This window comes from Streptomyces sp. SudanB5_2050 (genome assembly GCF_964272335.1).
In the GTDB taxonomy this organism is placed as follows: domain Bacteria; phylum Actinomycetota; class Actinomycetes; order Streptomycetales; family Streptomycetaceae; genus Streptomyces; species Streptomyces rochei.
Genome location: NZ_OZ186760.1, coordinates 1,177,166 through 1,191,200 on the forward strand (window position 1 = coordinate 1,177,166; position 14,035 = coordinate 1,191,200).

Sequence of the window (14,035 nt, forward strand, 5' to 3'; positions counted from 1 at the left end):
GACGGGGGTCGGAGAGTGCGTTGGACAGTGTCTCCCGCATCTGACAACGTTGTCCAGGCTCTATGCTCGACGCCACATCCTCATACAAACGCATGACCGACACATCCCCCTGAACACCGTGGACGACCGAACACCGTGGACGACCGAACACCGTGGACGACAGGAGCCGACGCTTCCCCGTGGACGACAGGACAGGACACCGCACCGTGCCCGACACGCCCCGCCGCGCAGACCGCCTCCCCGGGAACCGTTACGGCAACCGCCCGACCATGAAGGACGTCGCCGCCCGGGCCGGCGTCGGTCTCAAGACCGTCTCCCGGGTGGTCAACGGTGAGCCGGGCGTCACCCCGGAGACCGAGCGGCGCGTCCAGGAGGCCATCGACGCGCTCGGTTTCCGCCGCAACGACAGCGCACGGGTGCTTCGCAAGGGCCGTACCGCCAGCATCGGCCTGGTGCTGGAGGACCTGGCCGACCCCTTCTACGGGCCGCTCAGCCGCGCCGTCGAGGAGGTGGCCCGCTCGCACGGCGCCCTGCTGATCAACGGGTCCAGCGCCGAGGACCCGGACCGCGAGCAGGAACTGGTGCTGGCCCTGTGCGCACGGCGGGTGGACGGGCTGGTGGTGATCCCCGCCGGGGACGACCACCGGTACCTGGAGCCGGAGCTGAAGGCGGGCGTCGCCACGGTGTTCGTGGACCGGCCGGCGGGGCGGATCGACGCGGACGTGGTGCTCTCCGACAACTACGGCGGTGCCCGCGACGGGGTGGCCCACCTGATCGCGCACGGGCACCGCAGGATCGGCTTCATCGGCGACATGCCCCGCATCCACACGGCCGCCGAGCGGCTGCGCGGCTACCGGGCCGCGATGGAGGACGCGGGCATAGCCGTCGAGGACTCCTGGATGTCGCTGGGCGTCACCGACCCCGAGCGGGTGCGCCGGGCGGCCGAGGACATGCTCAGGGGCCCGAGTCCGGTCACCGCGATCTTCACGGGCAACAACCGGGTGACGGTCACCGTGATCCGCGTCCTGGCCGAGCACGACCGGGGTGTCGCCCTGGTCGGTTTCGACGACATCGAGCTGGCCGACCTGCTCCAGCCGGGCGTCACCGTGGTCGCCCAGGACGCCGCCGCCCTCGGCCGCACCGCGGCCGAGCGCCTCTTCCGGCAGCTCGACGGCAGCCTGCTCGCGCCCGACCGCATCGAGCTGCCGACCAAGCTGGTCACCCGCGGCTCGGGCGAGCTGCCGCCGGCGGACTGAGCCGCCGTGGCCGAGGGACGTACGAGCCGGGACGGCTCAGGGGCCGGGACCCCGGCGGAGAGGGGCCCGGATGCCGGGGACCGGACGCTGCGGGCGCTCGGCCTGGACGGTGTCCCGCGCGAGGAGCCGCTGCTGTACCCGGGCGCCTGGCCGCGGGAGTCGGGGGTGCTGCACGGCGACCGGCTGCTGCCGCCGGACCGGCTGACCTACGAGGACCGGACGCCCGTGCTGGCGATCGGCTCCAACGCCAGCCCGGGCCAACTGCGGCACAAGATGGCCGAGTTCGGGATCGAATCGCCGCTCCCGATGGTCCGCTCCCGGGTCACCGGCCTGGACGTCGGCGTCTCCGCCCACGTCAGCCGCATGGGTTACGTGTCCGCCTCGCCGGTGAGCGCGCCGGGCACCGTGCGGGAGCTGTTCCTGCTGTGGCTGGACGCCGAGCAGCTCGCCGTGATCGACGCCAGCGAGGGGGTGCCGATGGCGTCCGGCAACTTCGACCGCGCCTGGCTCCCCGCCCCCGACGTACGCGTCGAGCCGGGCGACGGCACGGTGCTGCGCGGCGCGTACGCCTACGTCAACCGCCACGGCGTGCTGCGCGACGGCACCGGTGCCCCGCGGCGGCATCCGGGTGAGCAGCGGCCGCTCATCACCGACCTGCTGCGCGGGTCGGCCCGGCTGCGGGAGCTGTTCGGGACGACGCCCGAGGAGTTCTGCGCGCGGGCGCGGGCCGACCGGCGGCTGTGCGAGCGGGGAACGCGGCTGTTCGCTCAGGAGGAGCGGGTGACGGCGTCCGGCCTGGAGCGGTACGTGGGCTCCGGCCGGACGCCGGACGACGCGCTGCCGCCGCCTACTGCGCCGATGCCGTGAGGTCGCCGCGCCGCGGGGCCGAGAAGCCCTCCAGGTCGGCGCGGGTCAGGCCGGTGAGCCGGGCGACCTCGCCGATGTCGAGGGCGCCGCAGTCCAGACCGCGCAGCAGGTAACCGCTGAGGGCCTTGGCGGTGGCGGGCTCGTCCATGACGTCGCCGCCGGTGCGGTTGGCGTAGCGGGCCAGCCGGGCGGCGGCCTGCTCGAAGCCCTCGCGGTAGAAGGCGAAGACGGCCGCGTAACGGGTCGGGATGTGGCCGGGGTGCATGTCCCAGCCCTGGTAGTAGGCGCGGGCCAGCGCGCGGCGGGTGAGGCCGAAGTGCAGCCGCCAGGCGTCGTGGACCTTCTCGGTCGGGCCGACCGGCAGGACGTTGGTGGAGCCGTCGGAGACGCGTACGCCGGTGCCCGCGGCGGCGACCTGCATGACCGCCTTGGCGTGGTCGGCGGCGGGGTGGTCGCTGGCCTGGTAGGCGGCGGAGACGCCCAGGCAGGCGCTGTAGTCGAAGGTGCCGTAGTGCAGGCCGGTGGCGCGGCCCTCGGCGGCCTGGATCATGCGGGCGACGGCGGCGGTGCCGTCGGCGGCCAGGATGGACTGGCTGGTCTCGATCTGGATCTCGAAGCCGATCCGGCCGGGCTCCAGGCCGCGGGCCTTCTCGAAGGCCTCCAGGAGCCGCACCATGGCGGTGACCTGCTCGGGGTAGGTCACCTTGGGCAGGGTGAGGACCAGTCCGTCGGGGAGGCCGCCGGCCTCCATCAGACCGCTGAGGAAGACGTCGAGGGTGCGGATGCCCCGGGCGCGTACGGGGGCCTCCATGCACTTCATGCGGATGCCCATGTAGGGGGCCGCGGTGCCCTGCTCGTACACCTCGGCGATCAGCCGGGCGGCGCGGGCCGCCGCCTCGTCCTCCTCGGCGTCGGAACGGTTGCCGTAGCCGTCCTCGAAGTCGACCCGCAGGTCCTCGATCGGCTCGCGCTCCAGCTTGGCGCGCACGCGGCTGTACACCGGCTCGGCGAGGTCGTCGGCGAGGCCGAGGACGGCGGCGAAGGACGCGGCGTCGGGGGCGTGTTCGTCGAGGGCGGCCAGGGCCCGGTCGCCCCAGGTGCGGACGGTGTCGGCGGCGAAGACGTCGCCGGGGACGTAGACGGTGTGCACGGGCTGGCGGGTGCCCGGGTCCCCGGGGTAGCGGCGCTCCAGCTCCGCGTCGACCGGTGCGAGGGAGGCGCTGATCTCCTCGCCGACGGCGCCCGCGAGGCTCGTAGCCACCTTCTCCTGCTGACCCATCCCACACCCTCCTGGCTTCAGTTTTCCGCTGAACGGAATCAATAATCCGTAGAGCGAAGTTATCCGTCGGTTCCCCGCCGGTCAACACCATCCTGCGCACACGGCGGGGTCCGCCTCCAGCGCCCGCACCCGCCGCCCGTCGCCGGGCAGCACTCGGCCCCGCCGGGCCGAAGCCCGGCGGGGCCGAGGGGGGACCTGCCCGCGGATCGACCGGCAGCGTCGCCGGACGATCCGCGGGAGGCTCATGCCGTACGGCGGCAGCCGTTACCGCACCGAGTACCCGAAGTACTCACCGTGGGCCGGAAGTCCGCCCTGGCCCGGCTGGTACGTGGTGGCCGGCCTGCTCGTGCCGCCCGGAACGGCGTTCGGGAACGGCAGGACGTGCAGGGCGCCGGTGGCGGTGGGACCGTAGGGCATACCGGCGTAGAGGTTGCGCGGGGTGAAGTGGATGCTGGTGCCCAGCTTGTCGCCCTCGCCCGGGGAACCGGGGATTCCGTCGCCGTCGCCGGCCTCGATCCACAGGTCGTCGGCGCCCGCCGGACCCATCAGCGAGAAGGTGTGGACGGCACCGGCGTCGGTGACGCCCGCGAGGTCCTCACCGGGGCTGCCCACGGCGATCTTCAGCGTGGCGGCGGAGCCGACCTCCCGGGGCGCGGTGTTGACCGCGCTGAGGGCCGAGCCCACGCCGTCCCCGGCCTCGATGGTGCCGGAGCGGTCGTCGGTCCCGGAGCCCTGGTTGAGCGCGTGCAGGTAGTCCCAGGTGCCGTCGGCCTTGATGTGCACGAGCATGACGTTGCCCGCGCCGGCCTGCTGCGCGGCGCCGGTCTCGGCGGCCAGGGCCTCGCCGGGCGAGCCGATGGCGAGGATCGAGTCGGTGGCCGTGGCCGCGCCGGACGGGCGGTAGGCGACCAGCGCGAGGGCCTGGCCGAACTTGTCACCGGCCTCGGCGCCGCCGCTGATCTTCTCGTTGTCCTGGTCCATTCCGGCGACGACGGTGGGCCGTCCGTCGGCGCCCAGCTTGTGGCTGAGCACGGCCAGGTTGCCGGCGTTCGCGTGACCGCCGATGGCGTCACCGGGGGCGCCGATGGCGATGAAGTTGGAGTCGCCCGCGACGGACGTGCCGAAGGCGTCGTCGGCCTCGGCCGCACCGGGAACGGCCCCCGTGTCCTGGTTGACGCTGACGTTGGTGTCGCCGTGCACGTAGAAGGCACCGCCCGCCTTGGCGAGCGAGCCGAGCGCCTCGCCCGGCGTGCCGATCAGCACCCACGGCCTGCCCTCGGCGGTGGTGCCCGCGGCGAGGGAGGCGCCCATGCGGTCGCCGGTCTCGGGGGTGGAGGCGGCGATGGAGCCGTTGCCCGCGCCCTGTTCGAAGTGGCGGGCGGCGGGGCCGCTGCCGAGGCCGTTCTCGCCCCCGAACAGGATGTCGACGAAGCCGGCGTCGACGGCGCTGCCGACGTTCTCCTCGGACGCGGAGACGACGAGGTCGGTGTAGCCGTCCTCGTTGTAGTCGACGGTCGCGAGGTGGTTGCCGAAGTGGTCCCCGGCCTCCGCGCCGCCGGGCACCCAGTCGAGGTCCTGGGTGATCTCGGCGGTGCCCTTGCCGCCGCCGTGGACGACACGGACCAGGCCCGCGGTGGTGTCGGTGCCGACCGTGGCCATCGGGTCGCCGATCGCGATGTCCTCGACGGCGTCGCCGTTGAAGTCGACGATGCGGGTGGCGCCGGCCTTCTCGGCGATCCAGGGCGCGAGGTCGTCGACGCGCGCGATGACGCCCGCGGTGGAGGTCTGGGTCGCGTCGACGCCGAGGCAGCCGCCCTGGGAGGACTGGCTGCTGAGGCCGACGAGCCTGCCCCCGGAGACGACCGGGCCGCCGGCGTCGCCCATGCAGGCGGCCGCGCCGTTCTTGCCGGTGACGCCCGCGGAGGTGGCCGCGACGGAGTCGACGGTGTAGGTGCCGGTGTGCAGCTGGAGCGGCGCCCAGACGGTCTTCGTCCGGCCGTATCCGGCGAAGGTCAGCTCCGCGCCGGCCGCGGGCGCGGCGGTGGCGAGCTGGGCCGGGGCCACGCCGGTGACGGGCCGGTTGAGGCGGGCCAGGACCACGTCGCGGTCCGTGCGCGGCACGATCTCGACGACGCGGCGCTCGGCGCCCTGGGTGCCGGAGAGGTCGGAGCGGCCGATGACTGCGGTCGTCGGCCGGTCGGGGACGCCGGCCGGGACGGCGAGCGAGACGGCCGGGTCCTCGGCGAAGCAGCTGGCCGCGGTGAGCAGCCACTCGGCGTCGACGAGGACGGCGGAGCAGCCGCGGTCGTGGGCACCGACGGTGATCTTCGCGGTGTAGGCGTGGGTGGTGTCCGCGTCGGCGACCGGGGTGCCGCCGGTGACGGCGGCGGCGGGCACCGCGCTCAGCGCGAGCGACCCGGCGGCCAGGACCGCGCCGAGCGCGGCCAGACGGGGACGTCTGTGGGAAGACATACGAGTGGTTACCTCAATCACGTGAAGGCGCCGGCTAGTTGGTGACGCGGATCTCGACCAGGACGTGCTCGCGGCCGTCGACGGACTCGCCGACGCCCTTCCACGTGTCCGCGGGGATGTCGTACTCGACCTGGTCGCCCTCGGCGGTCATCTCCAGGTGGGTGTTGGCGGAGTCGTCCGTCTTCACCCCGTGCACCGCGGGCAGTTCCAGGGTCAGGAAGCCCTCGTCGGCGGTGACCCGGAAGCAGACGTCCTCGTGGTCGCGCGCGAGGAACTGCAGGAGGTTGTCCCCGCTGGCGCAGTCGGCGAGCACGATGTGGCCGTCGCCGCGCTTGAGCACGACGTTCTGCTCGGCCAGGATCTTGTCGGCGTCCGGGTAGTTGTAGTCCTCGACGGCGTAGCCGGGCGCGGCCTCGGCGACGCTCTCGGTGGAGGACCCGGCGGCGGCGTCCGCGCCGCCCTGGGCCAGCACGGCCCATGCCAGGACGCCGGCGGTGGCCGCGGCGCCCAGAATGCGCACGCATGCGCTGCGTATCTTCATCACAGTCCTAGATTGTCGACAGTTCTTCTGATTCAAGTCCCTTGTCGAAGCGGGAACTCGGCGGGCGCGTCCGATTCCTGAAACGGAAAGAATTCGGGCATCCGACGAGTTTCCCTCGTGTTTCGCAACACGTTCGACAAGGGTTTGTGGTGGTCTCTACAGCGACTTCGCAACAGCCCGCATTGCGACCCGGCAAGAGACGCAAAAGGTGCTCGAAAGGAAGGGGAAAGGGCGCGGAGGAGAACTCCGCGACCTCACCGCCCTAGCTCACCTTGTCCAGCTCCTGTGTGACCGGCCCGTCCGGATCGGACCGGAAGTACAGCGTGTCCTGGTCGTCCACGTAGAGCTGTATCCCTCCGGTCCTGCCGAGCCCGCCGTCCTCGACCCCCAGGTACACGAAGTCGCTCGACGTGCCCGGATCCTCGTAGTCCCAGCTGCCGCTGAAATCGACCGGCTCCGCGCCTTCGCTCGTCGTCACACCGGTGGCCGTGAAGGTGCCGTCCGCCGAGAGCTCGATCGTCCCGCCGCCGTCGTCGCGGTACACCCCGGGCAGCTTCGCGGGATCGATCTCCCCCGAGCACCCCGCCACGAGCACCGCGCAGCCCGCGAGCACGGCGAAGAGCCATCGCCGGCGCGTCCTGCCGCGGATCACGGGCCGAGCGTGACGTTGAACTCGATCACCTGGGTCTTGGGCGACATCGGCCCCTCGTCACCGATGACCTTGTCGACGAACGCGCCCACGGTGTCGCTCCACAGGTCCGTGTACCCGATGACCGGCGGGTGCGTCGCCGACTCGATGTCCGATTCGTTGTACGCGGTGTAGCGCCAGGTGACCGACCCGTCCGCGTTCTCCCGGATGGGGGTCATACGGACCTGGTGGGAGCCCAGGAACGTGTACGCCAGGTTGCCGGTGAGCCCGGCCGTGGCGAGCGTCCCGTAGTCCGTGAGGTACTTGCCCACCCCTTCGGGGCCGCTGAGCGCGTAGTCGTACATGTAGGTGCGGCCCAGCTCGTACTTCCCGGTCCGCTGCCACTCCCGGAGGAAGTACTCGAGCACCCCCTTGGTGTGCGTGTGCTCGCGGTAGATGCCGGTGAACTCGTCGTCCGGGCCGAAGCACTGCGAGCGGGGGCCGCTCCCGGTGAGCCAGCTCCACCCCAGTTCCCAGGGGTTGGTGTTGTTGCGGTGCTCGATCGGGTCGCCGAAGGGCGTCAGACAGCTCTCGGCGCCGTCGGGCAGGCCGGTCTCGCCGTCGATCGGCACCTTCGAGTTGTCGATCGCGTCCTGGATCGCCTGCCGGATCGCGGCCTGGACGACCTCGACCCACGCCTCGGTCGCGGCGACGGCCGCCTCGGCGAAGGACTTGCCCGCCGCCAGCTCGGCCTGCCGGGCGCGCGTGGCGGAGGCCTGGGCGTCGGCGGCGTAGGAGGCGGCCGTCTCGGCGGAGCGCACGGCCCGGTTGGCCGCGTCCCGCGCGACACTGCTCGCCTTGCGGGCCTCGGCGGCGGCGGCGGACGCGGTCCTGGCGGACTGCGCCGCGGCCGCGGCGGAGGCTTCGGCGGCCTCCGCGTTCTGCCGGGCCTCCTCGGCGGATGCCTTGGCGTCCTGCGCCCAGCCCTCGGCCTTGGTGGCCCACTCGGTGGCCTCCTTGGCGGCCTGCCGGGCGACGGCCGCGGCCTCGGAGGCGCGTGCCGCGTCCTCCAGCGCGTCCTGCGCGACCTTGGCCGCCCGCGCGATCGCCGCGCGGACCGCGCTGATGTGCGTGGCGTGGTCGTGGTCGATGCGCGCGAACTCGTGCTGCGTGGTGCCGATGAACCGGCGCAGCATGTGGGTGTCGCCCTCGAGGGCGACCATCGCCGCGGCCCGCACATAGGGGCCGCCGGTCTCCAGGAGCGTGGTGGCCGCCACCTTGTCGTCCTCGTGGACGGCCGCGGCACGCTCCACGTGCAGGAAGGTGTGCAGCGCCTCGGCGGAGCCGTCCGCCAGGGCGGCCTCGGCGGCGCGCCGTACGGCGGTACCGGTGGAGGGGTCCGCGAGGAGCGTGGTGACCTCGACCTCGTTGTCGTCCCTGGCCGCCTCGACCGCGCCCTTCTCCAGGAAGGTCCTGATGGTGGCGGCGTCCTCGGTCTGCAGCGCCGCGGCGGCCGCCTGGGCCACGTTCTGCGTGGAGATCGCGGCGGTGGCCGCGACGAACTCCGCGTTGTCCTGCCGCAGGGCGATGAGCCGGTCGGCCTCGATCCAGCGCAGAACGTCCTCGTCCACGCCGGCCAGCGCGTAGGCGGCGGCCTCCCGGGTCCACGTGCCCGACCCGTCGAGCAGCCGGACGGCGGCCTGCCGCCCCTTGCTGACGGCCTCCCCGGTCCGGCCGTCCTTGAGCGCGGCCTCCATCGCGGTGATCAGCGCGACGAGTTCCTCGGAGAGCCGCGCCTCCTGCGTGCGCTCCCGGTTGGCGCGCTCCAGACGGTCGGTCTCCGCGCGCCGCTGCTGACGGGCGACCTCGATCGCTTCCTCGGTCTCCTCGTCGAGCCGCGCGATCTCGGCTTCCCGGGCCTCCTGCTCGACCGTGCGCGCCTCGGTGACGGCGTCGTACGCCTTGTTCGCCGCTTCCACGGCGGCGTTCGCGGCGGCGGTGGAGCGGTTGGCGTAGTCCACGGCCTCGCCGGCGTGCCGAGCCGCTTCCTCGGCGGCGTCGGCCGCCTTCTCCGCGTGGTCGGCCGCACTGTCGGCGGCGGCGGACGCGGTGCGCGCGGCGGCGGCGGACCTGCGGGAGAGCGTCGAGGCCCGGCTCGCGGCCGCCGTCGCCCGGCCGGCGGCGGCCTCCGCGATGGCGGCCTCGCGCTGCGCCTCGGCGGCCTCGGACTGCGCGGCGCCGGCGGCCACGGCGGCGTCGGCCGAAGCGCGCGCGGCGGCGGCCGAGTTGACCGCGGCACCCGCGGCGGCGTTGCCCGCGGCCTCGGCCGCGTCGGAGGCGAGGGCGGCGAGCTTGGCCTTCGCGGCCACCGTGCGCACCCAGGTGACCATGGCCCGCGCGGCCTGCGCCGCCTGGTTGGCGGCCTCCGCCATGTTCGCGTTCTTGGAGGCGCTGATCGCGGCGTGGTAGGCCCGGGACGCGGCGCGCCCCGCCGCGGCCGCGGCCGCGGCGGCGGCGTTCGCGGCGGCCACCGAGCGGCGGGCCGCGGCCTGCGCGGTGCGTGAGGCGGACACCGCGGTCGAGGCGGCGGCCGCGGCACCCTGGGCCGCCCGCGCCGCCTTGTTGGCCGCCCTGGCCGAGCGCTGCACGTCCTGCTCGGCGGCCTGCGCCTCGGCCTTCGCCTCCAGCGCGGCCGCCTTGGCCTTGTCGGCGGCCTGGACCGCCTGCTCGGACAGCTCGACCGCTTCGTCGGTCTTGCGCTCGGCGCGCCGCCCCTCCGACTCCACGATCTTGACCAGTTGCTGGATCTCCGCCGACTCCTCGTCCCGCGCCCGGGCGATGTACTGGCCCGTCGTCAGGAACCACTGGATCGCCCGCGGCGATCCGTCGTCGAGCGCCCGCTCCGCGTACTCCCGCACCTGCGGCGAGGCGGTCACGAGGATGGAGGTCACCTGGACGCGCTGGTCCTCGTCGTGCGCGTCGTACTGTCCGGTGCTGAGGAAGTCCCGCAGCGCGAAGTCCGTACCGGCCGCGAGCGCTTCGGAGGACTCGCGCTTCACGGCCCTGCCGCCGTGTGCGTTGACCGTGGTCACGGCCACTTCGAGGTCCTCGTGCACCGCCGACTGGAAGCCGCCCTGCAGATAGGCGGCGACCGCCGCGTCCCCGCCGGACAGCGCCTGCCCGATCCCGGCGCGCGTCGCCTTGCCCGCGTTGACCAGGGCCTCGGTGAGCGTGAACCGGTTGTCCTCGGCCGTGGCCGCCGGCAGCCTGGTGCCGAGGAACGCGGCCACGTCCTCCGCGCTGCCCACGAGCGCCGCGGCTGCGGCCGTGCGCACCGCGCGTCCGCCGGTCCGGTACGCGTGCACGACCTTGCCGCGGTCGGTGTCGGGAAGTTGTGTACCGCCGTCGGCGGCCGAGCCCGCCGCGTACGCGGGCCGGGATCCGAACACCCCGAGGGGCAGTGCGGTGCCCGCCGCGATTCCCCCGAAAATGGCCAGTGACTGGCGTCTGCTGAATATCCGTCGTGATGGTGACATCCCGACTCCCTTCTCGGACGAGGGGAGATCTCGCCGCCCCCTGCGATACAAGCCCCTTATGAAAACCGGGGGTTGGCGGACTCGTCCAATGCAGAAACCGGGCAGAAATCGGGTAACCCTCAGGTATGCGCCGTGATGTCCATCACCACCGAACAGGGTTGTAGTGATCATGGTGGAGAAATGGTGGAGACCGGAACGGTGGCCGCTCTTCCCGGCGGTGTTCCGCCCCTCGGCCGCGCGGAGGCCCGCACCCGTCCCGTACGACAGAAAACGCCGGCCTCCAGGACCCCGATCGGGTCCTGGAGGCCGGCGTCCTGACGGAGGGCTCAGCCCTTGCGGGACTTCACTTCCTCGGTGAGCTGCGGGACGACGTCGAAGAGGTCGCCGACGACGCCGTAGTCGACCAGCTCGAAGATCGGGGCCTCGGCGTCCTTGTTGATCGCCACGATCGTCTTCGAGGTCTGCATGCCCGCGCGGTGCTGGATCGCGCCGGAGATGCCGGAGGCGATGTACAGCTGCGGCGAGACGGACTTGCCGGTCTGGCCGACCTGGTTGGTGTGCGGGTACCAGCCCGCGTCCACCGCGGCGCGCGAGGCACCGACGGCCGCACCGAGCGAGTCGGCGAGCGCCTCGATGATCGCGAAGTTCTCCGCGCCGTTGACGCCACGGCCGCCGGAGACGACGATCGCGGCCTCGGTCAGCTCCGGACGGCCGGTCGACTCACGCGGCGTGCGCGAGGTGACCTTGGTGCCGGTCGCGGCGGCGGAGAAGGTGACCGACAGGGCCTCGACGGCGCCGGCGGCCGGGGCCGGCTCGACGGCCGCGCTGTTCGGCTTGACCGTGATGACCGGGGTGCCCTTGGAGACACGGGACTTGGTGGTGAAGGCGGCGGCGAACACCGACTGCGTGGCCACCGGGCCCTCGTCGCCGGCCTCCAGGTCGACGGCGTCGGTGATGATGCCGGAGCCCAGGCGCAGCGCCAGGCGGGCGGCGATCTCCTTGCCCTCGGCGGAGGACGGGACCAGCACGGCGGACGGGGAGACGGCCTCGACGGCGGCCTGGAGGGCGTCGACCTTCGGGACGACCAGGTAGTCGGCGTACTCGGCGGCCTCGTGGGTGAGGACCTTGACCGCGCCGTGCTCGGCGAGGGCGGCGGCGGTGTCGCCGGCGCCGTTGCCCAGCGCGACGGCGACGGGCTCGCCGACGCGGCGGGCGAGGGTCAGCAGCTCCAGGGTGGGCTTGCGGACGGCACCGTCCACGTGGTCGACGTAGACGAGAACTTCAGCCATGGGACTTCTTCTCTCCTGCTTGCGAGATGTGAGGGGCGGTCGGCGGAACCGGCGGGGCTCAGATGAACTTCTGGCCCGCGAGGAACTCGGCGAGCTGCTTGCCGCCCTCGCCCTCGTCCTTGACGATGGTGCCCGCGGTGCGCGCCGGGCGCTCGGTCGCGGACTCGACCGTGGTGTAGGCGTTCTCGAGACCGACCTCGTCCTCGTCGATGTCGAGGTCGGACAGGTCCCAGGACTCCACCGGCTTCTTCTTGGCCGCCATGATCCCCTTGAAGGACGGGTAGCGGGCCTCGCCGGACTGGTCGGTGACCGACACGACGGCCGGCAGGGAGGCCTCCAGCTGCTCGGTGGCGGCGTCGCCGTCACGGCGGCCCTTCACGGTGCCGTCCTCGACCGACACCTCGGAAAGCAGCGTCACCTGCGGCACGCCCAGGCGCTCCGCGAGCAGGGCCGGGACGACACCCATGGTGCCGTCGGTGGAGGCCATGCCGGAGACGACCAGGTCGTACCCGGCCTTCTCGATCGCCTTGGCCAGGACCAGCGAGGTGCCGATGGCGTCGGTGCCGTGCAGGTCGTCGTCCTCGACGTGGATCGCCTTGTCCGCGCCCATGGACAGCGCCTTGCGCAGCGCGTCCTTCGCGTCCTCCGGACCCACCGTCAGGACGGTGATCTCCACGTCGTCGTCGGAGTTCTCCGAGATCTGCAGCGCCTGCTCGACCGCGTACTCGTCCAGCTCGGAGAGCAGACCGTCGACGTCGTCGCGGTCGACGGTCAGGTCATCGGCGAAGTGCCGGTCGCCAGTGGCGTCGGGCACGTACTTCACAGTGACAACGATCCTCAAGCTCACGCCGGCTCTCCTACTGCGTCGACATTTCAGTGCTGCCTCTTGCAGGCAGCATAGGCGCCCCAAGCGGCCGATCCCGGGCGGGGCGACCTGCGCTCCGTCCCGAAATATTACTCGTCAGTACACCCAGTCCCTGCCCGCTAAGCAAGCGCTTTGAACTGTGACCTTCGCAACGCAGCGTAACCGGAACTCGACCGCTTCGCAGAAGCCGTCCCGGGACGCGGTCAGTCGCGCAGGCCGTTGTAACGCCCCTGGTGGTACAGCAGCGGGCGCCCGGCACCCTCGGGGTCGCCGAGCAGCACCTCGGCCAGTACGACGCGGTGGTCCCCCGCGGGCACCCGGCCCACGATCCGGCACACCAGCCAGGCGAGGACGCCGTCCAGGACCGGCACGCCCTCGGGGCCGTCGCGCCAGGCGGTGGGCGCCGCGAAGCGGTCCGCGCCGCTGCGGGCGAAGGTGGCGGCCAGGTCCTCCTGGTGTTCGCCGAGCACATGGACGCCGACGTACTCGGCCTCGGAGACCACGGGCCAGCTGGAGGAGCCGGTGCCGATGCCGAAGGAGAGCAGGGGCGGTGCGGTGGAGACCGAGGTGAGGGAGGTGGCGGTGAAGCCGACCGGGCCGGCCTCCCCCCGCGCGGTGATCACCGCGACGCCCGCGGCGTGCCGCCGGAACGCGGACCGCAGCAGGTCGGCGGTGGCGAGCGGGGACGCGGTGAGGCCGGGTGTGGCCGTCATACGGGGAGTCCTTCTGCGTTGCTTCTCGGTCCGCGGGGCCGGGACCTGGGCCGTACGGGCAGGCTGACGACGGATGGCACACACAGTCAATTACGTCCCGGGATGTGGAAGCTGTGGAGAACGCCTCACGGGCGGCGTGACGGTACTCACACCACTCGCACCGCCTCGCCCAGCGCGGCGATCACGTCCGCCTTGCGCGGCTGCCCGGCGGCGCGCCGCACGATCCGGCCGGCCGCGTCGAGGACGAACACGGTCGGCGTCTTGAGCACGCCGAGCGAACGGACGAGTTCGAGGCGGGCCTCGGCGTCGACCTCCACGTGGGCGACACCGGGGACCATGCGGGCCACCTCGGCGAGCACACGCCGGGTGGCACGGCAGGGGGCGCAGAAGGCGCTGGAGAACTGCACGAGTGTGGCGCGAGCGCCCAGGTCCGCGCCGAGGTCGGCCGGACCGAGCCGGCGGTCGCCCACGGCGCCGCCCGGACCGGACTCACGGGACCGCGGACCGGGGGATGGATCCGGACTCCTCACCTCGTCCTGACCGTGCACCCGCGCACCCTCGTTCCGCCGCCTTCGCGGCACTCATGGAC

Annotated in this window: 11 protein-coding genes; 2 read left to right on the forward strand and 9 right to left on the reverse strand. The window is 73.1% G+C overall.

Features of this window, described 5'->3' with window-relative positions:
- Positions 1-179 precede the first annotated feature (179 nt).
- Together ACFZP7_RS05035 and ACFZP7_RS05040 are read left to right on the forward strand one after the other, a co-directional pair.
- On the forward strand, positions 180-1,256 hold the full coding sequence (locus tag ACFZP7_RS05035; RefSeq protein ID WP_031018680.1) for a LacI family DNA-binding transcriptional regulator: 1,077 nt from the start codon (positions 180-182) through the stop codon (positions 1,254-1,256).
- Positions 1,257-1,262: 6 nt separating this feature from the next.
- A complete protein-coding gene (locus ACFZP7_RS05040; protein WP_385633953.1) occupies positions 1,263-2,123 on the forward strand; it encodes a hypothetical protein in 861 nt (286 codons plus the stop codon).
- Here ACFZP7_RS05040 and ACFZP7_RS05045 read toward each other — a convergent pair.
- The 9 genes from ACFZP7_RS05045 to ACFZP7_RS05085 form a co-directional block, all read right to left on the reverse strand.
- On the reverse strand, positions 2,104-3,402 hold the full coding sequence (locus ACFZP7_RS05045) for a DUF6986 family protein (RefSeq protein WP_385633954.1): 1,299 nt from the start codon (positions 3,400-3,402) through the stop codon (positions 2,104-2,106). The two genes, ACFZP7_RS05040 and ACFZP7_RS05045, sit on opposite strands and share 20 nt — an antisense overlap.
- A gap of 264 nt (positions 3,403-3,666) precedes the next feature.
- Complete coding sequence (locus ACFZP7_RS05050; RefSeq protein WP_385633955.1) at positions 3,667-5,874, reverse strand: trypsin-like serine protease; 2,208 nt, start codon at positions 5,872-5,874, stop codon at positions 3,667-3,669.
- A gap of 34 nt (positions 5,875-5,908) precedes the next feature.
- On the reverse strand, positions 5,909-6,415 hold the full coding sequence (locus tag ACFZP7_RS05055; protein WP_031018688.1) for a hypothetical protein: 507 nt from the start codon (positions 6,413-6,415) through the stop codon (positions 5,909-5,911).
- 262 nt (positions 6,416-6,677) lie between these two features.
- A complete protein-coding gene (locus tag ACFZP7_RS05060) occupies positions 6,678-7,067 on the reverse strand; it encodes a hypothetical protein (protein WP_355517948.1) in 390 nt (129 codons plus the stop codon).
- Positions 7,064-10,579, reverse strand: coding sequence for an ALF repeat-containing protein (locus ACFZP7_RS05065; protein WP_223779711.1), 3,516 nt, complete (start codon positions 10,577-10,579; stop codon positions 7,064-7,066). The genes ACFZP7_RS05060 and ACFZP7_RS05065 overlap by 4 nt, the downstream gene beginning before the upstream one ends.
- Before the next feature lie 326 nt (positions 10,580-10,905).
- Complete coding sequence (locus tag ACFZP7_RS05070; protein WP_019327356.1) at positions 10,906-11,868, reverse strand: electron transfer flavoprotein subunit alpha/FixB family protein; 963 nt, start codon at positions 11,866-11,868, stop codon at positions 10,906-10,908.
- 58 nt (positions 11,869-11,926) lie between these two features.
- A complete protein-coding gene (locus ACFZP7_RS05075; protein WP_029393765.1) occupies positions 11,927-12,715 on the reverse strand; it encodes an electron transfer flavoprotein subunit beta/FixA family protein in 789 nt (262 codons plus the stop codon).
- Positions 12,716-12,936: 221 nt separating this feature from the next.
- The gene (locus tag ACFZP7_RS05080; RefSeq protein ID WP_030974324.1) at positions 12,937-13,446 is read right to left on the reverse strand and encodes a flavin reductase family protein; all 510 of its coding nucleotides are present in this window, start codon (positions 13,444-13,446) and stop codon (positions 12,937-12,939) included.
- 146 nt (positions 13,447-13,592) lie between these two features.
- On the reverse strand, positions 13,593-13,916 hold the full coding sequence (locus ACFZP7_RS05085; RefSeq protein ID WP_260612927.1) for a thioredoxin family protein: 324 nt from the start codon (positions 13,914-13,916) through the stop codon (positions 13,593-13,595).
- Between the last annotated feature and the right edge of the window lie 119 nt (positions 13,917-14,035).

Excerpts from the sequence above, each read along its gene's own strand:
- ACFZP7_RS05055 (WP_031018688.1), bottom strand. The coding sequence starts at position 6,415 with ATGAAGATACGCAGCGCATGCGTGCGCATTCTGGGCGCCGCGGCCACC.
- ACFZP7_RS05070 (WP_019327356.1), bottom strand. The coding sequence starts at position 11,868 with ATGGCTGAAGTTCTCGTCTACGTCGACCACGTGGACGGTGCCGTCCGC.
- ACFZP7_RS05080 (WP_030974324.1), bottom strand. The coding sequence starts at position 13,446 with ATGACGGCCACACCCGGCCTCACCGCGTCCCCGCTCGCCACCGCCGAC.
- ACFZP7_RS05065 (WP_223779711.1), bottom strand. The coding sequence starts at position 10,579 with ATGTCACCATCACGACGGATATTCAGCAGACGCCAGTCACTGGCCATT.
- ACFZP7_RS05045 (WP_385633954.1), bottom strand. The coding sequence starts at position 3,402 with ATGGGTCAGCAGGAGAAGGTGGCTACGAGCCTCGCGGGCGCCGTCGGC.
- ACFZP7_RS05050 (WP_385633955.1), bottom strand. The coding sequence starts at position 5,874 with ATGTCTTCCCACAGACGTCCCCGTCTGGCCGCGCTCGGCGCGGTCCTG.